19 protein-coding genes are annotated in these 22,515 nt (G+C 66.1%); 5 read left to right on the plus strand and 14 right to left on the minus strand.

From position 1 onward, the window contains the following. Positions 1 to 2: 2 nt before the first annotated feature. From tkt to ACH0CP_RS13070, 7 genes are all read right to left on the minus strand, one after another. Positions 3 to 2,072 carry a transketolase gene (gene tkt / locus ACH0CP_RS13040; protein ID WP_406889604.1) on the minus strand — a complete coding sequence of 690 codons (2,070 nt, stop codon included), beginning with the start codon at positions 2,070 to 2,072 and terminating at the stop codon, positions 3 to 5. A gap of 92 nt (positions 2,073 to 2,164) precedes the next feature. Then, positions 2,165 to 3,097 carry a YfdX family protein gene (locus ACH0CP_RS13045; protein WP_406889376.1) on the minus strand — a complete coding sequence of 311 codons (933 nt, stop codon included), beginning with the start codon at positions 3,095 to 3,097 and terminating at the stop codon, positions 2,165 to 2,167. 355 nt (positions 3,098 to 3,452) lie between these two features. Next, entirely contained in the window at positions 3,453 to 3,650 is a 198-nt protein-coding gene (locus ACH0CP_RS13050) for a hypothetical protein (RefSeq protein WP_406889378.1), read from the minus strand. Between the two features lie 93 nt (positions 3,651 to 3,743). Continuing rightward, positions 3,744 to 7,007 (minus strand): error-prone DNA polymerase, encoded by a 3,264-nt coding sequence (locus ACH0CP_RS13055; RefSeq protein ID WP_406889381.1) that lies wholly within the window; start codon positions 7,005 to 7,007, stop codon positions 3,744 to 3,746. Further along, positions 7,004 to 8,542 carry a Y-family DNA polymerase gene (locus ACH0CP_RS13060; protein ID WP_406889384.1) on the minus strand — a complete coding sequence of 513 codons (1,539 nt, stop codon included), beginning with the start codon at positions 8,540 to 8,542 and terminating at the stop codon, positions 7,004 to 7,006. Before ACH0CP_RS13060 ends, ACH0CP_RS13055 begins: the two co-directional genes overlap by 4 nt. 163 nt (positions 8,543 to 8,705) lie before the next feature. Beyond that, positions 8,706 to 9,464 carry an ImuA family protein gene (locus tag ACH0CP_RS13065; RefSeq protein WP_406889386.1) on the minus strand — a complete coding sequence of 253 codons (759 nt, stop codon included), beginning with the start codon at positions 9,462 to 9,464 and terminating at the stop codon, positions 8,706 to 8,708. Positions 9,465 to 9,610: 146 nt separating this feature from the next. Further along, a complete protein-coding gene (locus ACH0CP_RS13070) occupies positions 9,611 to 9,916 on the minus strand; it encodes an SOS response-associated peptidase family protein (RefSeq protein ID WP_406889389.1) in 306 nt (101 codons plus the stop codon). A gap of 303 nt (positions 9,917 to 10,219) precedes the next feature. On the opposite strand from ACH0CP_RS13070, the gene ACH0CP_RS13075 reads away from it, so the two are divergent. The 3 genes from ACH0CP_RS13075 to ACH0CP_RS13085 all read left to right on the plus strand — a co-directional run bounded on the left by ACH0CP_RS13075 (position 10,220) and on the right by ACH0CP_RS13085 (position 11,594). Next, positions 10,220 to 10,912 (plus strand): SOS response-associated peptidase family protein, encoded by a 693-nt coding sequence (locus tag ACH0CP_RS13075; RefSeq protein ID WP_406893919.1) that lies wholly within the window; start codon positions 10,220 to 10,222, stop codon positions 10,910 to 10,912. Positions 10,913 to 10,992: 80 nt separating this feature from the next. Next, complete coding sequence (locus tag ACH0CP_RS13080) at positions 10,993 to 11,226, plus strand: hypothetical protein (protein WP_406889393.1); 234 nt, start codon at positions 10,993 to 10,995, stop codon at positions 11,224 to 11,226. A gap of 74 nt (positions 11,227 to 11,300) precedes the next feature. Further along, a complete protein-coding gene (locus tag ACH0CP_RS13085) occupies positions 11,301 to 11,594 on the plus strand; it encodes a hypothetical protein (RefSeq protein WP_406889395.1) in 294 nt (97 codons plus the stop codon). An 848-nt stretch (positions 11,595 to 12,442) separates the two neighbouring features. Here the strand turns inward: ACH0CP_RS13085 and ACH0CP_RS13090 are convergent. The 4 genes from ACH0CP_RS13090 to ACH0CP_RS13105 are packed head-to-tail and all read right to left on the minus strand — an operon-like array spanning position 12,443 to position 18,322. Beyond that, on the minus strand, positions 12,443 to 12,649 hold the full coding sequence (locus tag ACH0CP_RS13090; RefSeq protein WP_406889397.1) for a hypothetical protein: 207 nt from the start codon (positions 12,647 to 12,649) through the stop codon (positions 12,443 to 12,445). Between the two features lie 41 nt (positions 12,650 to 12,690). Then, the gene (gene mobF / locus ACH0CP_RS13095) at positions 12,691 to 15,735 is read right to left on the minus strand and encodes a MobF family relaxase (RefSeq protein ID WP_406889399.1); all 3,045 of its coding nucleotides are present in this window, start codon (positions 15,733 to 15,735) and stop codon (positions 12,691 to 12,693) included. Positions 15,736 to 15,738: 3 nt separating this feature from the next. Beyond that, complete coding sequence (locus tag ACH0CP_RS13100; RefSeq protein WP_406889402.1) at positions 15,739 to 18,045, minus strand: type IV secretion system DNA-binding domain-containing protein; 2,307 nt, start codon at positions 18,043 to 18,045, stop codon at positions 15,739 to 15,741. Then, positions 18,035 to 18,322, minus strand: a complete 288-nt coding sequence (locus tag ACH0CP_RS13105; protein WP_406889404.1) for a hypothetical protein — start codon at positions 18,320 to 18,322, stop codon at positions 18,035 to 18,037. The genes ACH0CP_RS13100 and ACH0CP_RS13105 overlap by 11 nt, the downstream gene beginning before the upstream one ends. 659 nt (positions 18,323 to 18,981) lie before the next feature. On the opposite strand from ACH0CP_RS13105, the gene ACH0CP_RS13110 reads away from it, so the two are divergent. After that, complete coding sequence (locus ACH0CP_RS13110) at positions 18,982 to 19,200, plus strand: hypothetical protein (protein ID WP_406889405.1); 219 nt, start codon at positions 18,982 to 18,984, stop codon at positions 19,198 to 19,200. A gap of 115 nt (positions 19,201 to 19,315) precedes the next feature. Here ACH0CP_RS13110 and ACH0CP_RS13115 read toward each other — a convergent pair whose 3' ends face one another. Continuing rightward, a complete protein-coding gene (locus ACH0CP_RS13115; RefSeq protein ID WP_406889407.1) occupies positions 19,316 to 19,540 on the minus strand; it encodes a hypothetical protein in 225 nt (74 codons plus the stop codon). 664 nt (positions 19,541 to 20,204) lie between these two features. Here ACH0CP_RS13115 and ACH0CP_RS13120 point away from each other — a divergent pair. Beyond that, on the plus strand, positions 20,205 to 20,381 hold the full coding sequence (locus ACH0CP_RS13120) for a hypothetical protein (RefSeq protein WP_406889408.1): 177 nt from the start codon (positions 20,205 to 20,207) through the stop codon (positions 20,379 to 20,381). A gap of 87 nt (positions 20,382 to 20,468) precedes the next feature. Here ACH0CP_RS13120 and ACH0CP_RS13125 read toward each other — a convergent pair whose 3' ends face one another. Together ACH0CP_RS13125 and ACH0CP_RS13130 are read right to left on the minus strand one after the other, a co-directional pair. Continuing rightward, the gene (locus ACH0CP_RS13125) at positions 20,469 to 21,047 is read right to left on the minus strand and encodes a hypothetical protein (RefSeq protein ID WP_406889410.1); all 579 of its coding nucleotides are present in this window, start codon (positions 21,045 to 21,047) and stop codon (positions 20,469 to 20,471) included. A 189-nt stretch (positions 21,048 to 21,236) separates the two neighbouring features. Continuing rightward, positions 21,237 to 22,214: a DUF2493 domain-containing protein gene (locus ACH0CP_RS13130; protein ID WP_406889412.1), complete on the minus strand. Its 978-nt coding sequence runs from the start codon at positions 22,212 to 22,214 to the stop codon at positions 21,237 to 21,239. Positions 22,215 to 22,515: the final 301 nt, after the last annotated feature.

Raw genomic sequence — 22,515 nt, forward strand, 5'->3', positions numbered from 1 at the left:
CTTCAAACCTCCCGGCCGACCAGCGCGAGCGCGGCCGCCACCACATGTCCGACGGTGAAGCCGAACTTCTCCTGGAGCTTGGAAAGCGGGGCCGATGCCCCGAACGTCGACATGGTAATCGTGCGGCCGCGCGCGCCGACATAGCGGTCCCACCCGATCGCCCCGCCCTGCTCGACCGCCAGTCGCGCCTCCACGCCCGGCGTCAGGACGCTGTCTCTGTAGTCCTGGTCCTGCTGCTCGAATCGATACCAGCTCGGCATCGAGACGACCCGTGCCCGAACCCCTTGCTCGGTCAGCCTTTCATACGCCTCGGCGACAAGCTGCACCTCGCTGCCGGTGCCGATCAGGATGAGTTCCGGATCGTCCTCGCCGGCGAGCACGTAGGCTCCTTTCGCGACCCCCGCGGCCGAGGCATATTTGTCGCGGTCGAGCGTTGGCAGCGACTGGCGGGAGAGGATCAGCGCGGTCGGGACATGCGTCTGGGTCACCGCGAGCTTCCACGCCTCGACCGCCTCATTGGCGTCGGCCGGGCGAATGGTGTCGAGCCCCGGGATCGAGCGCAGCGTCGCGAGATGTTCGATGGGCTGGTGGGTCGGCCCGTCCTCTCCGACACCAATCGAGTCATGGGTGAAAACGAAGGTGACCGGCAGTTCCATGATCGCCGCCAACCGCACCGGCGCGCGCATATAGTCGGCGAAGACCAGAAAGGTGGCGGTGAACGGCCTGAGGTAAGAGAGAGCCATGCCATTGGCGATCGCTCCCATGGCATGCTCACGCACGCCGAAGTGCAACGTGCGCCCGCTGGGGTTGTTCGCCTGGAAAGATCCGTAGTGCGTGAGGTCGGTCTTGGTCGAAGGCGACAGGTCGGCCGCTCCGCCGATCAACCAGGGGATTCGCGCGGCAAGCGCATTCAGCGCCTTCCCCGCCGAATCGCGCGACGCCAGACCCTTGGGGTCGCGAATGAAGGTCGGCAGGCGATCGTTCCAGCCTGGAGGGAGCTCGCCACGGCGCATGGCCTCCAGCTCGGCCGCAAGCGCTGGATGGCTCTGGCGGTAGCGGGCAAAGTCGGCTTCCCACTGCTCACGGAGCGGCCGTCCGCGCGATGCTAGCGCCTGGTTCAGATGCTCCGCGACGCCGTCGGGGACGCGGAACTGGGCGTCCGCCGGCCAGCCATAAGCCTTCTTGGTGGCGGCGATTGCGTCGGCGCCAAGCGGCTCGCCATGCGCCTTCTCGCTGTCAGCCTTCGGGCTGCCCCAGCCGATGACCGAGCGCACAATGATGAAGGTCGGCTTGTCGGTCGTCTCCTTGAACGTGTCGAGCGAACGAGCGAACGCCTCGGTATCGTTGGCGTCGTCGACGCGGAGCACGTTCCAGCCATAAGCGTCGAAGCGCTTGGCGACGTCTTCGGTGAACGCGAGGTCGGTGTGACCCTCGATGCTGATCCGGTTCGAATCGTAGATCCAGCACAGATTGGCGAGCTTGAGGTGTCCCGCCAGGCTCGCGGCCTCGGCCGACACGCCTTCCATCATGTCGCCGTCGCCGCACAGAACATAGATGTCGTGGTCGAACAGCGTGTAGCCGTCGCGGTTGAAATGGTCGGCGAGCCACCGTTCGGCGATCGCCATTCCGACCGAGTTGCCGCAGCCTTGGCCGAGAGGCCCGGTGGTGGTCTCCACGCCGGTCGTGACCCGATATTCGGGATGGCCGGGCGTTTTCGAACCCAGTTGGCGAAAGCTCTTGATATCGTCGAGGCTCACCGCGGGTCTGCCTGAACTCCTCCCGTCGGCGTCGATCTCCTTCAGCCCGGAAAGGTGGATGAGCGCGTAGAGAAGCATGGAGGCGTGGCCTACCGAGAGCACGAAGCGGTCCCGGTTGGGCCAGTCGGGCACATCGGGATCGATCCGCAGGAACCGTGCCCACAGCGTGTAGCCGACGGGTGCCAGCGACATAGGCGTGCCGGGGTGCCCAGACCGGGCTTTCTCCACTGCATCCATGGCGAGTGTGCGGATCGTGTCGATGGCAAGACGGTCGAGCGCTTCGTTGGCGCGAGATGCGCTGGCGGGCTGGCGCAACAAGTTACCCTCCATCCGGATGTACGCCCGGGAGGCGTCCCTTCTTCTTTGATTGAGCCAGCCCGCTTCGCAGGTGACGGTCGATCGAGGTGCTACCGCGGACGCTGGCTTGACCGCCGAGCCTCGTCGAACTTCGGTCCGAAGGGATCGAGCAAGCCCTTGGCGGATTGCGAGCCTGCGGTCTTGCGCTCGAGTTCGTCGACCGACGCGATCAGGTCGGTCATCTCGCTGTCGGTGGCATAGCCGAGTGCCTTGCCGAGCTGGAGCTGGGTACGGGCCGTCGCCAGAAGCTCACGCATGCGGGCACTTTCCGCATCCGTTCGCTTCTTCTTTTCCAGCAGGCTGCGTGCGCCTTCGAGAGCGAGCTGCGCGCGGACGAGAGGCAGCGGGATGATGATGTCCTCCACCACGATCGTGCTCAACGCCGTCTCGAGCACTGCCTTGGCTTCCTGAGACTTGCCTTGGTGGAGCAGAGCCGCCGCCTGCTTGAGGGCGGCAGGATAGGTGCCGAGCGGGAGCTTGCTGACGCTCACCACCGTTTCGGAGCCGAGATCAGAAATCAGCTTGCGCGCGAGTTGCAGGCGCCCCTGAGCAAGCGCTGCGGCTGCCTCACCGCGAATCTTGTCGACATCGGGCTGGGCTGCGATCACGTCGTGCGTCATGACGCTCACGTCCACTGGAGCGAGCGCCAGCGTCGGGGTACGTGCGAGAACAATCTCGAGCTTCCCGGTCGCCCGCTCCAGCGCCGCATTCGCCTCATCCGTCTTGTTCTGGTCGATCGCCTTCAGCGCGTTCTGCGTCTCGCGGAGGGCCGCGACAGCCTCATCGACGAGCTTATCGCGCTGCGCCTCGGGTGGATTGGTGGCATTGGACTGGGACTGATTTCCGGTCTGCGGAGCAGTCGAGGTCCGGGACTGCGCACTCTTCGGCTGGGGCGCTGGTGAAGTTTGGGCCGCCGCGGCGCTCGACCATGTCGAAATGGCGAGCGCGCCAAGGGCTGTCGAGATGATTAGGTTGTTCCGCATCGTCCATCCTCCGTTGATCTAGAAGTTCGGATTTCTGAACGCGTGCTGCTGAGTACGGTGAGGACCTCGCGAGGAGCTTGCGGCTGCCGCTGCCGATTCACGCCGACAATCTCCCGTAGGCCATCACTTATTCAGCACCTGCTTTTTTACTGCAAAGCATCGCGCGAGGGTCGATATGGAGAGACGGATTGCTAGCTGCGCTGACATATCTCAGCCCGATGGCGTGATTTCCGCCATCTCTCGGGACGGCGCCGAGCTGGTATCAATGCCGATTTGGTTGGCCCACGCTGATCAGTTGTCGGCCGACAAGCGAGGTGAATGAGCGGCCGGCACAATTCGGGCAAAGGACAGGAGGTCAATCAGGGGACGAGATCTCATAGCGCCCTGCCCTTCTGAGCTGTCGCACGATGCCGTTGAAGGCCGCGGTCACGCCCTGTGCACGCCCGATGTCGTTCTCCTGCTTCGCCGCATCCCAATAGAGTTCTAGAGGCCATCGTTCCGGGCAGTGCTGGAGAAGACAGCGCAGCGCGAGCCGAACTTCGATACCGTCCACTCGGCATTCAGAGGATCGTGTCACGCCCGATCGTAGAATTTGAATCGAAAGCGCAATGACGACGCGCTGGTGCCGCGAGGGAAGAGCCACGGTTCAACGGAAATCGTGCGACTTGAAACGCACAACCTCTTCGGGATCTAGGCCGTCTGCGTGCGGCGGCCAGTAACAGTTGCGAGGGTCCGGATCCCAGGCCTTGTCTCCACGATCCGACGTAGCCGCGTGACGCGCGCCATCGCCGCGTCCCGTTCGATGCGGGAACGACATCTCGCCTACCCGGTGCAGCAGGTCGCCATGGTCGATGATCCGATCGCAGATGATATGGATCACCTCGCCTTCCTTCTGAACGCGGCCCTTCATCCCGATCATTGAGGCCGACATGACGGTGCGGCGCTGCGCTTCGAAGCGGTCGGGCCAGAGAATGCCGTTTGCGATCCCGGTCTCGTCTTCGATCGTGATGAAGAGCACGCCCTTGGCGCTGCCGGGCTTCTGTCGAACGAGGATGATGCCGGCGACCTCGACATGGCGCCCGTCGCGAATGCCGGCGAGATCGGCGCAGCGGGTCACGCCGCGACGGCGGAGCTCATCACGGACAAAGGTAAGCGGGTGCGCGCGCAGCGAAAGCTGGAGCGTGCGATAATCCTCGATCACTTCCCGCCCATCGGTGAGCGGGCGCAGGTTGACATCAGGCTCGCGCCCCTCCGCGCTGAAGGTCTCCGCCTCGCGGTCCGCAGCGGCGAAAAGCGGCAGCGGCGCCTCGCCAAGTCCCTTCACCTTCCACAGGCCGTGGCGGCGATCAGTGCCAAAGGTGTGGAAGGCGTCGGCATCGGCGAGCTTCTCGATCGCGGCGCGTGGCACGCCCGAGCGGCGCCAGACGTCCTCGACGGACTCGAACGGGATAGTCGAGCGGGCGCCCACGATCGCCGCGCCATCAGCATTGGACAGGCCTCTTACCTGGCGCAGACCGAGCCGCACGGCGAAATAGCGCCCGCTCGTGGGCTCGAGCGTGCAATCCCAACGGCTGGCGTTGACGCAGGGCGGTCGGACCTCGACGCCATGCTCGCGCGCGTCGCGAACGATTTGGGCGGGCGCATAAAAGCCCATCGGCTGCGCGTTCATCAGGCTTGCGCAGAACACGTCGGGATGATGGTGCTTCATCCAGGCCGACGCGTACGCGATCTTGGCAAAGCTGGCGGCGTGGCTCTCAGGAAAGCCGTAGGAGCCAAAGCCTTCAAGCTGGCGAAAGGTTCGCTCGGCAAACTCGCGCGGGTAGCCGCGGGCGACCATCCCCTCGATCAGCTTCTCGGAGAAGTGCGATACCCCGCCGGTGAACTTGAAGGTCGCCATCGCTCTTCTGAGCGCGTCGGCTTCCGCGGGCGTGAACCCCGCGCCCACGATCGCGACTTTCATTGCCTGCTCCTGAAAGAGCGGGACACCCAGCGTCTTCTCGAGCACGGCACGGAGTTCGGATCGTGGATATTCGGGTCGCTCCAGCCCCTCCCGCCGGCGCAGATAGGGGTGGACCATATCACCCTGGATCGGGCCCGGACGCACGATCGCAACCTGGATCACGAGGTCGTAGAAGCGACGGGGCTTCATACGGGGCAGCATCGACATCTGCGCCCGGCTCTCGATCTGGAAGGTTCCGAGGGTATCCGCCTTCTGGATCATGTCGAATACGGCAGGATCGTCGTCTTGCAGGTCGGCAAGCCCGATCCGCTTACCCTTGGCCTCCGCGAGGAGGTTGAAGGCCCTGTTCATGCAACCCAGCATGCCCAGCCCAAGCACGTCGACCTTCATGAACTTGAGCGCGTCGATATCGTCCTTGTCCCACTCGATGATCTGGCGATCCTCCATCGCAGCGGGCTCGATCGGCACCAGGTCATCGAGTCGATCATGGCTGAGGACGAACCCGCCCGGGTGCTGGCTCATGTGGCGCGGCACACCGATCAGCTTGCGCGCGAGATCGAGGGTGAGCCTCAACCGCCGATCCGCGATGTCGAGGTTGAGCTCCTCGACCTGCTTCTCGCCCACCCCTTCCGCGGACCACCCCCAGACGAGACCGGCGAGCGAGGCGGTCAGGTCCTCGGGCAGACCCATCGCCTTGCCGACGTCTCGGACGGCACCGCGGGCTCGGTAGCGGGTGACGACCGCGGTCAGCGCGGACCGGTCACGGCCGTAGGTCTCGTAGATCCATTGGATGATCTCCTCCCGCCGCTCGTGCTCGAAATCGACGTCGATGTCGGGTGGTTCGCGGCGCTCGCCCGAGACGAACCGCTCGAACAGCAGCTCGTGCTTGATCGGATCGATGCTGGTGATCCCCAGCACGAAGCAGACGCAGCTATTCGCGGCCGACCCCCGCCCCTGACAGAGGATGCCGCGCCGTCGCGCCTCGCGCACGATCGAGTGGACGGTTAGAAAATAGGGCGCATAGCCGAGCTCGCCGATCAATCGCAGCTCGTGGCCGATCTGGTTACGATAGGCCTGCGGGATCGCGCCGTTGAACATCTGCTCGGCCGCGTTTCCTGCCAGCTGCTTCAGCGCCTGCTGCGCGTTCAAGCCGTCGATCACGCGCTCGTGCGGGTACTGGTAAGCGAGTTCGCCAAGGTCGAAGGTGCAGGCCTCCGCGATATCAACGCTGGCGCGTAGCGCGTCCGGGTAGGCGCGGAAACGCCGGACCATCTCCTCTGGTGACTTCAGCGCGCGGTCGGCATTGACCTCGCGCCGGAAGCCCAGCTCGTCGACGGTACACTTCTCGCGCACGGCGGTGACCACATCCTGGAGCAGCCGCGCTTCGGGTGCATGGTAAAGCACATCGCCGGTGACGACCGACCGCACGCCGGCCCCACCCGCCTGGCGTGCCAAGGCATCGATGCGGACGGCATCGTCGGGACGGCGGCGCTGGAACAGAGCCATGAAGCCGCGTCGGCCATAGACCCGTCTGAGGTCGCCCAGTGCCGCCAGGTTGTCCTCGTCAGCCTCGTGAGGCAGCAGGATGGCGATAATTCCTTCAGACCAGGGTGGGAGGTCGTGCCAGTGAAGGAGGCAGCTGCCTTTCCCCGCCCGCTTCTTCCCGACAGTAAGCAGCCGTGTCAGCCGCGACCAAGCGCGACGATCGGTCGGGTAGAGGATCAGGCGCCGCCCGCAGGAAAGGTCGACGCGGGCCCCTGCGATCGAGCGCACAGCCGTCACCTTCTGCGCCTCCCAGGCACGCACGACACCCGCCACGGTACCGATGTCTCCGACGCCTAGTGCGGGGTAGCCGAGCAGCGCCGCGGCCGAGAACAGCTCGTCAGGGGAAGACGCGCCCCGAAGGAGGGAGAAGTGGGTCAGCACCTGGAGTTCGACATAGGGGCTCATGCGAACACGCCGTGGATCCACCAGCTGAAATCGCCGGTGTCGTCGTCCACCCCGTCACCCCGCCGGAACAGCCAGAAGCGCCCGCCTTCCTCATCCTCGACCCGGTAATAGTCGCGGACGGCCCAGACTTCCGCGTCGCGGCGCCACCACTCGCCATGGATTCGCTCCGGACCATCGCCGGCTACCACACGATGTGCCCTGCCCCGCCACTCGAAGCGGCGAGGCGGCTGGTCGGGAAGCAGCGCGATGACGCCCCAAAGGGGCTCGGGCCGCGTGAACAGGCGGACCGGGCGTTGCCAGCCGGGCCACCTCCCCGGCATGCCCACGGGGTCGGAACGAGTGACAGCCCGTTCCGGCACATGGCTCTCAACGGGGGCAAGCCGGAACACCGCGCCCGGACCGATCCGTCCCGCGACGACATCGACGAGCCGCGCCGGGTCCCGCACCTGGGTATCGCCTGCGAGGACCGCGCCGAGTGCGATCGCATCGAGCGGCTCGGTATGGGGGGCGGCCAGCCAGAACTGCTCGAGCCCCATCCCGGGATCGATCCGCTCAATCCGGAGCTTCAGCAGTCGCAAGAGGTGCGACACTTCGCGCGTCGGTCGCGACGTGCCGATACCTACGACCTGCTCGCTGCCGTCGACGCGCAGCCCGCAGAGCCGCAGCGATCGGGCGCCGAGTCCCCTCGCCTGCAGCTGCTCGGCCAGGTCGCGGAGCAGGTCGTCCATGACCTGTGCGATCGCTTCGGCGGTGCCAACCGGTTCGAGCAGTCGGCGCTCGACAATCGGGACGACGGCATCCTCGCGCGGAGTGATCGGCTCGGCGATCGATCCAAGGGCCTGGTCCAGCCGGGCGATCGCGGGCAGGCCCAGCCGGCGCGCGAGCGGCCCGCGCGCGACCGGCAGCAGGTCGGCGATGGTCTCGAAACCAAACCGGCGCGCAGCGCTCAGCGCTGCGCCTCTTAGGCGCAACGCGGCTGGCGGCAGCGGCGACAGCTCGCGAACTGTCTCGCCAGGCGGGACGATCGTGAGGTCGCGCGCGCCAAAGCGCGCCAGCGCATGCGCCGCGCCAGGTGTGTCGGCGAGCGCAACGCGCGCGGTGAAGCCGGCACGCCGGCAGAAGGCGAGAAGCCGTCGGCAGAACCGCTCCTCGCCGCCGTGAAGGTGATCGCAGCCGCTGAGGTCGAGCCAGATCCCGTCCGGCGGGGTGGCCGCGGCAATGGGCGACCAGCGCCGCACCGCCAGCAATGCAAGCCGGTCGAGCAGCGCCAGGTCCGCCGCCGGCTCGTGGGGCCGGAAGTCGAGATCGGACGCCAGTGCACGCGCATGGGTCCCGGGCATCCCAACGTGGATCCCCAGCGCTTGGGACCCGACGCAGGCGGCGACCACTTCCTCTCGCCGGCCGACCTTTGCGACGAGCGCCAGCGGCGCATGCTCACGGGAAGGCGCGATGCCGATCGAGGTCGCGCGCGCCGCGCGTGCCGGTTGCTTGAACGGGTGCTCAGCCGCCTCCGACCGCCGGCCAAGCTCGCGCATGGCAGGTTGAGCGTGGGTCGGCAGTGCTGCGATCTGCTGCTCTACCTCTGCGCGCGTCGCCTGCTTCGTCCGTGCCCAGCGCGCGCCCGGCCGCCAGCCGCCGCCCCGCGGGACCGAGCAGGCGCCGGGATCGTCGTCAACGCCACGCTGGAGCGGAACGCGGTCAGGCGGCCGCGAAGCGGGCCGTTCCATCCGCCTCAGCCGTTCCACGGCCAAGTGCGGCAGGAACAGCGAGACAACCCGTCTCATCGCAGCCCTCCACAATCAGGGAGAATTGTTCGCCACCGCGCTGCCGTGCCAGCTCCACCGACCAGCGCGCCCGGCCTACACCCTGAACCGAGAGACGCTCGGATGGCGCGCTGGCGATGCGCCAGCGCGTCCAGGCGGCCGATGACTCCCCTAACGGATCCTGCTCGCGACGCCGACGCCGCCGGAGCAGCAGCACCGGAATGTCGGCATCGGCGGCGACGAGCTGGAGCCGGCGGGTGGCCACCATCGACACCTTGGCAGCTTCAGCAACGATGGCTGACGGGGTGCCGTCACGAACAGCGTCTTCAACGACGGCCAACAAGGTCTCGTCGTCGCGGGGTTGGGCGTGGATCACGTCTGCCGCGTCGAGGCCGGCCTGAGCGATCCCAGGGGCATAAAGATCAACCCTGGAGCTCGCCCATAGAACGGGCCCGCCGGCGTGGCGGGCTTCCCGCGCAGCGATACCGACAAGGAAAAGCGTTGCGGCCGCATCGTCGGCTAGTGAGCACGTCCGGGCGGCGACCTCGTGAAGTGCCCCGGCCCGCAACCCGCCCCCGGCCAAACGCCGATCCAAGGCGGAAAGGTTGAAGGGGATGGTCCTGTGGTCGGCAACAGGAGTCGCGATCGCTCGCAGATGCGTCAGGTCGGAAATCGGGAAAGCGGCGGCAGGCATGATTGTCTAGACTCGGGATGTTCCCCGTATGTTCCGACAATCACCGGGACTGGTCAAGACGCTGATCGTAGCGGCGCGATGCCGCACCGCTAGCACTCCTCCCAACTCGCCCCCTCTCGAATGGACAGGCGAACCGCCAGAGAGCGCTAAAGCAAGTCGGCCTGTGCCGGGGCCGGCGGATAGACGCGCACAACAGGCAAACTGCCCTTGGGCAGAGCGCGAAGCACTTCGTGCGCCGGTACTGCGGGGTCGAGCCAGTCGGCCCATCGATGACGCGTCAGAGGGATGACCTGACGGTGATGATAGGGTGCGACATCCTCGCCGGGCGCCATCGTCAGCATCGTGAACGCTTCACCGACCTTTGGGTCTGCCCGCCAGATGCCCGCAATGCAGAACCAGTCGTGATCCTTGAGCGTGAACAGCCATTTGGTCTTGCGCTTCTGCCCTGGCAACGGGTCCGTGAACTCATAGAAGCCGTCCGCCAGTATCAGGCACCGACCGGACGAGAACTCGCGATTCTCGGAGATGAAGTTGTAGACCGGTTTCCCGGTCGGGCTGGGCCAGCTCCATCGCCGGTTGACCAGCTCACCCGCGCCACGATCCCCGTCGATCGTGCGGACAATCGGCGCGACTTCGGTGATCTTGATGTCCTCGCGCGCAGCGACGTTCGGCGTGCCCTCGGGACTTTGATCTTGATCTTGAGGTCGGAGAAGTCCTCGACGATCGAGGCAATGTCGGTCTCAAGACGATAGTCGTTGCACACGTTAGCTGCAGCCTTTCTTGCGACTCGACCAAGTTCCTATTGTGTTCTTGGGATGGACTCGCCCACCCCCTTCGATCCGAACGCTCCGATCGGCACCCGGCGCGCCATCATCCGGCGAAATCCCGACGATGCCAGCGAAATCGAGATGGTCGAAGCGGTATGGGGGTCCAATCCCCGCTTCAGCGACGGCGAGACATATCGCTTCGTACGTTCGGAAGGCCGGACGTTTCCGAGCCACCGCTGCCTGGTCCCGGCGAGCGAATTCCATATGGCGGTCGGACAGAAGCGCTATCGCGTGATGCTCGATGGCGGCAATCACTTCTATCTCGCCGCGGTGTGGGAGGCCGCGATTGGCGACTGGCCACTGTGCTACCGCGTCGTGACGGTCGCCGCGAACCGTGAGGTGGCGCGCTATCAGGAACGGCACGGCGCGATCATCCATCGCCGGCAGGTCATGCAAATGGCTCGACCATGGCATTCCGGAGGGCGACCTGCTCGACACTCCGCCGGCGCGGACGTTCATCATCGAAGAGCTCGGGCCGGGTGCGTCCCAGCGGACGCTCGCGCTCTGACGCCGAGGCCCTCGGCTGTCTCTCTCGCCTGTTCTTCGCGGGAAGAATGTGGCCGTAGCAGACCGAAGGCAAAGATGATCCCGGCGATGTCGCAGGTGCGCGGTGCCTCTTGATCCCGTTCAGATCAAAACCAAATTTCCCGTCGATCAGCAGTGCCTGAAGCATAGCCGCGACTGAACGAAAGGAGGCAGTCATGTCGCAGCCTGTTTCCCGATATCTCCATCCCTTCGAGGTTGCAGGGCACCCGACCCTCGAACCCGAAGTGAAGCGCGCCATTCTCGCATCCTGGGCATCCGATCGCGTCGCGGTCGAGGGCCAGCCGGCGCTTCGCAGACCGCCGGGAGCACAACATCCCATCCCGGTTGACGAGATCCTCGGCGCCTTGAGGTCGCTCGATGGCGAGGACGCGGGGCCGACACTGCAGTGAGGCGTGGTCCCCTTCGCCGTTGGCGTGCGCGCGGCGGTCGGATCGTTCGCGTCCTGCTGCCATTCGAAGACATCATGGACGTCGCGCTGGCGCTGCTGTCCTTACAGCCGGATGAGCTTGCCAGGCTCGGCTGGAGCTTCGCGGCCCGCAAGCGTCTGCTCGAACACTTCCTTGTGGCCGGCAAGGAGGCCGATGCCATCGCCCCTTCGGCGCTGGACCGGACGATCCTGACATTGCGTCTGCCATTGCGCGACGTGCGCCGCCTTCAGGACTTCACTCGCCGTGAGCTCCCCAAGATGGCGAGCCGGGCCGCGGTGATCGATCGGCTGGAAGCGGCGCTCGATGCTGCCGTCGGGGAGGAACGCTGACGCGCGCTGACACCGGATCACTCCCCCTCTGCTTCCCGGAGAGTAGCGGCGGCGGGTCACCGATCTTGATCCGGGTCTTCAATGTGCCGTCCGGACGACGATGTAGGTCGATTCCGGTAAAGTGCCGGCGCGTGAACGTCATCAGCTTCACCACGCTCTCGTAAGTCGTCGATGGTCCGAAGAACTTCACGGGTCCATGCCATTTGTCGCCCTCAATGACCCGCATCCGATAGGTGCCGGGCGGAACCGGGACAGTGACGTCATCGTCGCCATGAACGTAGACGGAGATGACGTGGTGGTCGGATCCAGGATCGAACAGTTGGACGACAGCATTGGCCGATGAGGTCACCACCCGCATGCGTGATGTGGCATCGTCGGGGTCTACGGCCGCGTTCACCGTGACGCTCCCCGAAGGTGGAAAAGGCAGGGCTGCCTCCCGGTCGGGGAGCCAGCCACTTCGCTTTGCTTCCCGATACATCGGGTAAAAGAATGAGACGGCCGACAGAAGAAGGATCCACTTCTGCATGGGGTGCGGAACCAACCGCACCTTCCGACCCTTCTGATAGTCGAACCCCCGGTTCTTGGCGTCGAACCAGAGCCCACTGCTTTCGCCCCTGCTCTTGGCGTCGATCCATGAGGCGCTCCCGAGCGGGACGGCCTTATCCGTGCGAGCTCTCTCGGCTCGAGCTTGGCGCGCGGCCTTGCCGAAGCCCCAAAGACGCTTTCCCGCCGTCAAGCCTTGGCGCTGCCGATAGCGCTCCTTCATGTAGTCGCGATCATCTATGCCCATGATGCTGGTCCCCCCGTTTGCCGGCGCGGCCCATGTGATTGATCGGCCGGCTGTGATCTCATCCGCTCCAGCCGTCGCGGCGGCCCTCGCCGTTGTCGCGGAGGCCGCGGCGGTCGAGGCTTGAGCGCCGGATCTCCAGCTCGACGCCGTCCCGGGTCTCGCGCGTGCGAATGTCCCGCGGGTCCACATCATTGCGCTTGGCAAAGTCCTCGGCTGCCTTGGTGCTGCCGAACTTCCCCACCTCATCGAAATCCCATCCACTCATCGTTGTCTCCATCATCAAGCCCCGGCGTCCGGCCGGTCGGTTCACAGGTCGAGCCCCAGGCTCCGCTCCGGCAGCGGCGGCAAAGCATCGCCACGATCGGGTTTGAGCTCCGGCGGTGCCTTGGGGATGCTGGCGGCGGCTTCGCCGCGGGTGTTGGCCGGGGACGGATGGTCGCCGGGCAGCGGCGGCAGATCCGCCAGGTCGATCGGACCGACATGGAGCTTGTCACGCGGGCTGCCGCTCTTGCCCCCCGTGCGTTCCTGATCGATGTCCAGGCGACCGACGGTCTCGAGCGCCGACGTCTTGTTGCCCGGGCTGTTGTCGAGCTGCCGCGCGAGCTTCTCCTTGTCGTCAACCACCATCGTGAGCTCGTCGCGCACGCGCGTGACTCCGACGTTGAACAGGCGCTGATTGGAGAGATTGCGCTCCTGGCTCGACATGACGGTGATCGCCCTGTCCGTCGTGATGCCCTGCGCCGTGTGCATGTTGAGCGAGTAGGCAAGGTCGAGGCGCGACAGCATCGGGTCGCCGAGATCGAGCGTCAGCCGGTCCTTGCCGGCGATTTCGACGGTAACGCCGCTGGCGTCGACCGTGAGCACTCGCGCCAGCGCCGAGTTGTGCAGCCCACGATCCTTGTCGTTGGCGGTCCAGCGGATGCGGTCGCCCTCGCGAAGGTGAAGCTCCTTTTTCTCACTGAGCTGCAGGCGATCCCGCTTTTCGGTCGGCGAGAGCCTTTGCGGGTCGAAGCGGATGGACTTGTTGCCGAGCTTCAGGTCCACCTTGCCGTTCGGGTGGACCTTGCCGACCTCATAGCGGCCCGCTGCCAGGCCAACGTCCTGCCCGCCGCCGCGGCCGACCTCGAGCGTCTGGCCGGCCTGATAGGTGGAAGCATAGCGCAGTTCCTCGCGCGTGGTGTTGACGCGCTCGTAGACCGTGAGTTGGATGCCCTCGCCGCGCACGCTGCCTTCGGAGGCCAGGCCATCCTGGATGCGCTGGTTGATGATCGCCCGCGCCGCGCGCCCCGACGCGAACACGGCCGTCGCCTCGCGCTCGGCCGACGGCAGGCCGAGCCACATCTCGGCCGCGTGCAGCGCAGGACTCTGGTGCTCGACGACGCTGTCGCCGAGCACCTTCATCGCCTTGGACGCTTCGCCGACATTCGCGAGCGCCGCGACGGTGCGCAGCTGGTCGGTGCGCTGGCGGATATTCTCGTCCATCCGCGCCATCGTCCCCCCGCCCGCCTGGATGAGCGCAAACGACTTGCCGGCATCGATCGAAGAGAGCTGCTGTCGGTCCCCCACCAGGACGAGCTTATCGACGCCGAGCACCGAGGCGATCCGGTGGAGCTTCAGCATGTCGTCGGACGAGACCATCGAGGTTTCGTCCACAATGAGCATCGAGCCGGCGAGCGCGGCGCGGGCCGCGTCGTATGCGGGGCCGTCGGTGTGAAGATGGCGTTCGTTGGCAAGGATGAAGGAGGCGATCGTCTGGGACTTGATGCCCGCCCCTTCCGCGAGATCGGCGACCATCTTGTTCTGGAAGGCAAGGCCCGTGACAGCGCGGCCCTCGGCTTGCGCGACGCGCGCGACCGCCTGCAGCATGGTCGACTTACCGGCCCCGGCGATGCCCTGGATGACGACAGTGCTGTCGTTGGAGGACAGGATCAGCGCCGCCGCGCCGAGCTGGCCGGCGTTGAGCTCCCTGTCAGCCGCCGCCTGGAGCCGGTGTGGCGCGTCCTGCGGGGCGAGGACGGGCGAGGCGCGCCCCCTCCCTTCCTGAACCGCGTCCAGGATCCGCTCCTCGGTGCGAAGCGCTTCCTGGGTGGTGACCAGCCGGGGCCGCGTGTCGCCGATCCGCGCCTCGCCCGCGATCAGCTGCCCCCGCCCGACGAGTTGCTCGATCCGCCGCTCGACATGATCCACGGTCACGCGCTTGAGGCCGAGATCGAGCGCGGTCTTGCCGAGCTGGTGCACGCTGAAGGCAGCCTCGCGCTCGGAGAGCATTCGGACGGCTGAGGCGACAGCCAGTTGCGCGCGCGCTTCGGCCGGCAAGGCCGTCACCCGCCCCAGCCCGCGGTCGACGAGAGGATCATGCGGGCGCAGGACAGATCCCAGCTTGTCCCATGCCGCTGAAACGGCATCCGAGACCGCGCGGTAGCCGCGCTCGAGTGCGCTGCCTGGGTCGCGTTGCGCCGATCGCGCCAGAGCTGCGTCCAGGAGCGATTTGCCGTCGAACCCGAGTGCCGCCGCCTTGTCGATCCAGTCCTGCCGCAGCGCCTCCCGGTCCTCGACGTTGAGCTTGGGATCGCGCGTGTTGGTGGTGACGCCGTCGCGCCCCTTCGGCGAGAAGATGCCGAGCTCGGCGGCCTTCTCGAGAATGGCCTCGCGCCGCTGGCTGAACGCGTCGAGCACCGGCTTGGGCACGCCGGCGATCTCGAACGTGCCGTGCTTGCCCTTGAGCTCCACCTGGTAGCCGAGCTTCTCGAGCTCCTCGCGGAGAAAGGCATGGTAGATCGAGCCGATCACGGAGTTGTTCGACCAGATCTTGTCGGCGTGGAGCGCCTGCCACTTGCCGTCGGGCATCCTGGTCAAGTTGGCGATGACGGCATGGGCATGGGCCTGCGGGTCGAGGGCGCGGCTCGTGTCATGCTGGAAGAGAGCGTAGACGAGGTTGCCGCTCCGCACCGGCACCTTGCGCCCCTCTACGTCCTTTCGGCCCTCAGCGAGGTTGCTCTCGACCCAGGTCATCGCCCGGGTGACCGCCATCATGTTGGCGCCATCGGGACCCAGTATCCGCTTGTCGCCGGCAACATAGGCGAGGACGGAGACCGATTTCGGCGCCGAGAAGGTGAGGTCGACGCCGGCGCGTCGATTCTCGACCTGCGCGACGGCCTCGCCGTTCGGCAGGATGCCGTTGAGCACCCCTTCGAAAGCGTCTTTCGACACCTCGCCCGAGAGGCCTAGCTCGGCCGATCCCTCGCCCGCCCAGACGCTGACTTCAGACGATCCCTCGACCGTGTAATAGTCGTCTTTCGCGAAATAGCCGGCAGCACCGGATGCGGAACGGACCGATGCGACGGAAAGCATGGGTCAGATCCCCATGTCCGCGCCGTCATGATCGCGGCCGCCGGAGAAATCCTGGCGAAGTTCCACCAGTGTCTGATCCTCGCGCGCGAGGGCCGCGCCATGGCCGCGGCCCTCACGGCGGCCATCCCGGTGCTCCGTTGCTGCCTGCGGCTGGTCGGGGGCGGCACGGGCGGCCTGAGCCCGGTCCGCCGCATGTTCGCGCGAAGACGGCTCGTCGCCTCGATCTTCGCTCCGTTGGGCTGACGTGCGGGTTGCCGGGCTGCCCTCCTCTATGGTCTCGGCGGAGAGGATACGCGCCGCCATTTCCGTCGCGATATTGACCGGCTCGACGACCTCTTCCGCGATCTGGCCGGCGCCGTCCCTCCCGCCCGCTTCGCCGCCCCCTTCCTCGTCGAACACCTCCTCTCCGCGCCTTGATCGCACCGGTTGGAGGTCGGGTCGCGGGAGGAAGCCTTCGGCGACCTGGGGATAGTCTTTCCAGACGAGCTGGATGCGCGCGGCGGGGAAGCCGTCGGGGAACTTCACGAAGCCATGCATCGAGGGCAGGTTGGTGATGTCGTCGGCTATGACGAGCGGCTCGACCTGCTTCCTGGGCGTCAGCGTCGAGGCATCACGGGTGTTGTTGTAGCCATAGCTGTAGGCTTCATCCATCTGCCGCACTTCGCGGTTGCCGATGTAGCGGGCGCACTGCTCGGCCGTATCGAGGTCCGCGGTCGCCAGGATCAGCTTGGAGCGGGCGAGCGAGGCGAGGTTGCGAGCGCCTTGCTCCCCGTAGACCTCGATCAGTTTCTCGAAGCTGTGGATGCCCAGAATCATCGCCCCGCCGAATGCGCGGGCGGTCTGGAGACCGTTCTCGATCGCCGGCAGCTTGTGGAGCGCACCGAGCTCATCGAACATGAACCAGGTCCGCAGGTCGCGTGTGCGCGGCAGGGTCATGAGGCGGTTGATGGCGAGGTCCATCCAGAGCGTCAGCAGCGCCCGGTTCATCGGGAGATCGACATAGTTGGACGTGATGAAGAGGATCGACCCGGGCTGCTTCTCGCCCGTGATCCAGTTCCGGATCGAGAAGGGTTCGCCGGTATCGGGAAGGAAGCGCAGCACCTGCGCATTGGTGTTGAAGACGGCGCGGATCGACTCCGCCATGCGCGCCGCTTCGGGCGCGGTCAGCGGGTCGGCGATCGTGTTCTGGAGGAAGCGATGAACGCGCTTCAGATCGGCAGTCATCAGGTTCTCGGCGAGTGCCAGATTGGTCGTCTGTCCCCGCTCGACCAGGCGGATGCACATCTCGATGAACAGGGTCCGTGCGGCGAGCGCCCAGAAGGGTTCGGACGAGCCGCCATCGGCGGGGATGAGGGCGGCTGCTGCCGCCGTAAACTCGCTGTGTGTGCGGCAGTCCGAGAAGATCGACCAGGCCGGGCAGCGGCGGTCCATCGGATTGAGGATCGTGTCGCGCGCGGGGTCGTAGAAGGCCTCCACATAGGCCCCGGTCAGATCGAAGATCACGGCGCTGTCCTGACGCTCGCGCATCTGCCGGACGAGGCTTCTAAGCTCGGTGGTCTTGCCTGATCCGGTCGTGCCGATCAGCATCGTGTGCGATTGCTCCATCCGATGCGGAAAAGGGACTCCGGCGAGCGTGTAGGGATGATGGATACCGGCACGTTTCCGCTCCACGAATGGGAGCGCGAGAACCTGCTTCGGCGAGAGGCTGGGCAGGCATTTGCGCGCGTCGCTCTCGAAGGCGGCTGCGTTGTGCTGCGAGACCTCGGCGACGAGCACGTCACAATCAACCAGCATCGCACCGCGCTCGTGGCGCTCCTGCAGGATCGTCTTGCCGCGACGACGCGAAAGATCGACGAACCAGATCGACACCGGGATGGTCAGGAACACCGAGAAGAGCAGTGCGCCGAGAAGGCCACGCATGGCGACGCTCCAGGCGCGCTGGACCTCGGGCATCAACGGGACCACCGTCATGATCGTGCGATGTAGCTCGCCGCTCGGAAGCGTTACGTTGACCCGCTTCGTCGGGTCGAGGCCGACCCAGTCCCACAGCAAGGCGTAGAGCTTCATGCAGACGAGCTGGAAGCCATGCTCGTCCAGCTTCAGCGACATGATGATGAACCACGCTGCGAGGAACACGAAGAACCAGACGACGAAGGGCAGTTTCGCGCCGGCGAACCACATCAGCAGCTCGTGGGTGAGGAGCTGGCTGCCGCGGGTGAAATTGCCCGAATTGCGTTGGACTTTTCCGCGCGCGGAATGGTGGGTCAGCGGGATCGGACGGCCATCGGTCCGGATGTCGTTACGCGCCATGGTATTGCTCCAGGCGCTTGTCGGTGTTGGCAATGATCCGGTCGCGAAACTCGGGATATTGCTCGCTGATGATGACGTCGAGTGCGAGCTGCATGAACTCGCTGATGCGCGCGAGGCGGCGGTGGCTCGAAGCCAGGAGCGTGGCCGTGCCGAGATAGGCCTCGATGGCCGCTCTGATCACGTCTGACGGATTGCAATTCTGCTCGCTGGCGAGCGCGACAATTCGATCGTGCTGCTGTCGGTCCAGTCGAACCGTGCAGTGCCTGGTAGTGGACAAACCAGCCTCCTAGCAGAGAGGCTGGTGGGGATCGAAAGAGGCGACGAGCCTTATAGTCGATCGCCGCACTCCTAGCAAAGGCTATTGCCGACCCGGTAGCAGCGTGTGGCGATGTGTGACGTTCAACCCATTGTAACTACCCGACTTTCGGGCGTGCGCCGAGACGTCCCACAAGGTCGCACCGGACCACCTCCCGGTAAGTCATTGATTTCATCGGAGAGCCATGCACCGCCAGGTGCGTAGGGTGTGCTAGAATCTATCAGGATTGCTCCAGGTCCCGGGTGGTCCTGGTCATCAGCGTTTCGGGGTGGGTCCCGGCTCCGGCCGGGAACGGGGCCGCGCATTGCGCGGAAGAGGCGCCGCCGAAGATAGCTTGCGCGAAGGGGACGCCGGCGGTCGCTCCCGACAGGCATCTTGGGGATCCGGGGCTCGGCTGCACAGTCGTTGTTGACCCGGCAGGAATCGTCACCCGGGAGGGCGAAGACGGCGAAGCCGGCTTCGTGAGCGCGTCGCGCACGCGCGAATAGAGCCCGTGCGGCGGCGCCGGGAGGAGCCGCCGAGCCGCCCACAGCTTGCCAAGGCCCTTGAACGCTTGGCCGATGCGCTTCAACAATAGGTCTGCGTTCACGGCCCGATCAGCTTTGAACAGCGAGGCCCTTATGGCACGGACGTTGGAACAGGAACGACAGGCGCTCGAAGAAGAGGAGCGTCGGTTGGCGGAGCGTCGCGAACAGCTCGCGAAGCGCGAGCGCGAGGAGGCGATCAGGACGATCGAGAAGGCGGGGCTGCTCAAGCTCCCCGCCGGTCGGTTGGAAGCGCTCACCAAGCGCATCAAGGCGCTCGGTATCGAGGAAGTGGAGCGGCGGCTCGCCGCCTGAGCGGGACCCGCCGCGACGTCAGTCGCGGCACGGGCATGGGGGGCTCGATGCCCCTCATGCCCGTATGCCCCAACAGCAAAAAAAGGGAGAGGCGGTCCCGCCCCTCCCTGTCGTTTCAGAACTCGTCCGACATGCCGCCCGGGACCGTGTGCACGACCCGGTCGATGAGTGCCATCGGCAGCGCGCCATAGTCGCCCTCGTCGATGGCGACGTAGCCCTTCATCTCGTCCTCGATAACGTGCTGGTCGAAGAAGCTGTGGAGTGCCCGGCGCTCAGCGAAGGCAAGCGCGGCGAGGTAGGCGGCGGTGTCGTTGTAAGCCGTGGTCGAGTTGGTCTGCATGTGAGCCTCCTGTCGTCTTGAATGACAGGGGAATGACCGTCGTTGAGGGAGATGCCGGGTCAGGAACGGAGGCGAAGCCGGAGCCGCGAAGCGGGGAGCGGGGGTGCCGATTTTGTCGTGGCTGGAGCGGAGCGCAGGCCGCGGCAAAATTGGGGGCACCGCTCATTCTTGACGCGGCATCTCCCTCAACGACATCCTGGGATATCTGTGAGAGATTTTATCCTCTGATCGAGGCGCAACGGCGGCGGCCGGGACCCTTGACAGCCACGCTTGATTTGACAGCCGAGGGGTCGTCCGGCCACGGGCGGCGGGATCGCGACATCTTATCGAACCCGGGCGGCCACGCTTGCGCCCGAACTCATTGACCGGGAGGCGATTTGGGCCGGCCCACTGTCGCGGGTTGGTTCGCCGGTATGCCTATGATAGTCCGCAAGGGCGCTGCAAAGCGGCAGCGCCGGGACTGGTAATCCCGTCGAGAACGGCAACCTGGTGTGGTCTCACGCCGGGGTGCCTGCGCATATGTCCAGGTGCCCCGGCACTAAAAGCGTAGGCGCATGTCTCGACGTGTTACCAGCCCCGGCTCCCGCGCCCAGCGCGCGCGGGAGTTCGTTGGCAGGGCGCTCCGACGTGACCGCTGGCAGCAGGTGCGCCCCGGGCAAGCGGAATGGACGACCTGGACAACGATCCGATCCTTCAAAAGGCGATGGCGCTCGCGCTGATGCGGCAGGCGCTCGAGTGGCTGGAAGCTGCCGACGAAGAGAGGGCTGCGGCGCACCTGCGAGATGCGGTGGACGCGGTCCTGGGGCGGGCTTCGGAAATGGGGCGTTCGGCCGCATCCTGACGCTCAAACGTGGGGCAGGCGCACAGTGAGGTGGGGGCGCGCCAGCGAACTGGCGCGCCCCGCCTGCCGACCTGTTCTGGGTGGAGGCTAGGCCCATTCCAGGCGGCAGGATTCGTCGTTCGCGACCACCGCAACAAGGCGGTCGAGCCGCTCGATATAGTCGGCGATGCCGTGCTCGGCGGCGTGGCGGCGAACGTCAGGACAGGCGAGGCGGTCCCGGATCGTTTTGATCGTGGTTTCGCCCACGCTTGCGGCGTCCAGGCCGAGGCTGTCGAGCAGCGCGAACGCGTTGTTCGAGGCAAGGTTGAGCTCAAGTCCCAGGTCGGACGTGAGAGCTACCGCCAGGTTGATCGTGCCGGGCCCTTCTTCTCGAAAAACGCTCACGCGCCGCCCGCGAAACTGCGCTTCCTCGACGACGCTGATCACATCCGTGGCATAGTCGAAAAGGCGGGCAATTGCGGCGAGCGCGAGCGGGCAGATGCGGGCCTCGAAGCGGTAGGAAAGGAAGACATCGTCGTCGGCGTCCGGATCGAGCAGCGCTGTTCCGGTGCGCTCGCCTTCTGTTCGCAAAAACCTGCGGAATGCGGCGAGCTGGCGGGCGGTAATGATGGCCGTTGGACGGGCCTCGTCGTCGGCGGCGGTGGCGATGCGGAACGTGATGGACATCTCGTCCTCCCCTGTTGAACCGCTCGCTTTCATCCCCCCTCTTCTTGGCTGCATGACGGGCCGCAGGGCAGCGGCGCGGCGGCGCCGGCACCTCGCGGCGCGAGGGGGCTCGATGCCCCCGAGCGCCGCTCACCAGGCGGAAAAGGGAGGAGAGGCCCCGGCCGAAGCCGGAGCCTCTCCGCGAGGGCGTCACGCCCGTTGTGCTTTGCGCTGATGCGCGAGGCGGACGATGTGCAGCGGCACGCCGGCCTGCCGCAGCTTCTGGGCGAGGTTCTGCTGGATGCCGGAGCCTTCGCAGATCACCGCTTCGACCGGCTTGAGGTTGAGGATGCGGTCGTTGCGCACGAACGCGGCGCGGTTGCCCTGGCTGCGATCGAGGCGGAACTGGATGACCTTCACGCCGCGCGATGCCGCCCATGCGTGCGCCACCGCGTCGCAACCCTTCGCCTGGGCGGTGGTCGCCAGGATCATCTCCGGGATGCGGGCCTTGATGCTGTCGAGACCCTTCCAGAGGAGGTCGCCGTCTTCCCAGACCTGGCCGCCGGAGAAGGCAACCACGGGACCTTCGGGGGCGAACTGCTCGCGGCGCTCGCGGGCGCGTGAGGCGAGATAGTCGCGGGCATCGATCATCGACGCATTCAGCGCGCTCGACACCCGGCTTCCCCGAACCGGCGAGAAGGGCTTGCCGGTCTCGACCCGGTACACCTCGGCGGCGTGGTCGCGCATGCACTCCATCGCTTCCCGGCACCCCTGCAGCGTCTGGCAGAGGAGCTGCGTATCCTCCAGTTCGGTCGCGTAGATCTCCGACGGATCGTAGGAGCGCGCGAGGTCGCCGAGCTTCTTCGCTGCGTCATCCTCGCGACCCTCGATCCGCTTCGCCACGACGTGGAAGCTGTTGGCGAACCCCCAGGCGAGATCGGTCGCGAAGGCTTCCATGCGCGTGTCGCGCAGCACATCGAACATCGTCTGCATCATCATCTCGACGGCGGCGCGCACCTGCTCGGGATCGGGCATGTCCAGCGCTTCTGGCGCCTCGACGATGCTGAGCTTTGCCATCTCGCTATGCTCGATGAACGCGCCTTCGTAGGTCTGGGTCAGGTCCTCGTTCTCGCGCGCGGCTGCGATGTGGCTGGCGAGGTCGGCGAAGTTGGTGAAAGTGGTCTGCATGATAGCCTCCGTTGGATCTCATCCACTCGATGAGGCCTTTCATTCGACGTGCGGCGGTCGTGCCGGTCAGGGACGTTAGCCGGGAAGCCGGCGCAAGCCGGACCCCGGTTAACGCCGCGCCAGCGGGGAGTGGGGGAGCCGATTTTCTCGGGCCCAGAGCGAAGCGGCGGGTTCGTGAAAATTGGGGGAACCACTCATCCTTGACGGGCTCGGATCCCCGCACGTCATATCTAGGAAGTCATAGAGAGAGAGTTTTTTTGGGCACTCCCTTGCGGCCTGGCGCCACCGCAAGGTGATCGTC

The sequence above is a fragment of the Sphingomonas sp. 179-I 2A4 NHS genome, assembly GCF_045369135.1.
Classification (GTDB): domain Bacteria; phylum Pseudomonadota; class Alphaproteobacteria; order Sphingomonadales; family Sphingomonadaceae; genus Sphingomonas.

Coding starts and splice junctions, on each gene's coding strand:
- ACH0CP_RS13045 (WP_406889376.1), bottom strand. CDS start 3,097: ATGCGGAACAACCTAATCATCTCGACAGCCCTTGGCGCGCTCGCCATT.
- ACH0CP_RS13055 (WP_406889381.1), bottom strand. CDS start 7,007: ATGAGCCCCTATGTCGAACTCCAGGTGCTGACCCACTTCTCCCTCCTT.
- ACH0CP_RS13060 (WP_406889384.1), bottom strand. CDS start 8,542: ATGCGCGAGCTTGGCCGGCGGTCGGAGGCGGCTGAGCACCCGTTCAAG.
- ACH0CP_RS13065 (WP_406889386.1), bottom strand. CDS start 9,464: ATGCCTGCCGCCGCTTTCCCGATTTCCGACCTGACGCATCTGCGAGCG.
- ACH0CP_RS13080 (WP_406889393.1), top strand. CDS start 10,993: ATGTCGCAGCCTGTTTCCCGATATCTCCATCCCTTCGAGGTTGCAGGG.
- ACH0CP_RS13085 (WP_406889395.1), top strand. CDS start 11,301: ATGGACGTCGCGCTGGCGCTGCTGTCCTTACAGCCGGATGAGCTTGCC.
- ACH0CP_RS13090 (WP_406889397.1), bottom strand. CDS start 12,649: ATGAGTGGATGGGATTTCGATGAGGTGGGGAAGTTCGGCAGCACCAAG.
- mobF (WP_406889399.1), bottom strand. CDS start 15,735: ATGCTTTCCGTCGCATCGGTCCGTTCCGCATCCGGTGCTGCCGGCTAT.
- ACH0CP_RS13100 (WP_406889402.1), bottom strand. CDS start 18,045: ATGGCGCGTAACGACATCCGGACCGATGGCCGTCCGATCCCGCTGACC.
- ACH0CP_RS13110 (WP_406889405.1), top strand. CDS start 18,982: ATGGCACGGACGTTGGAACAGGAACGACAGGCGCTCGAAGAAGAGGAG.
- ACH0CP_RS13115 (WP_406889407.1), bottom strand. CDS start 19,540: ATGCAGACCAACTCGACCACGGCTTACAACGACACCGCCGCCTACCTC.
- ACH0CP_RS13120 (WP_406889408.1), top strand. CDS start 20,205: ATGGACGACCTGGACAACGATCCGATCCTTCAAAAGGCGATGGCGCTC.
- ACH0CP_RS13125 (WP_406889410.1), bottom strand. CDS start 21,047: ATGTCCATCACGTTCCGCATCGCCACCGCCGCCGACGACGAGGCCCGT.
- ACH0CP_RS13130 (WP_406889412.1), bottom strand. CDS start 22,214: ATGCAGACCACTTTCACCAACTTCGCCGACCTCGCCAGCCACATCGCA.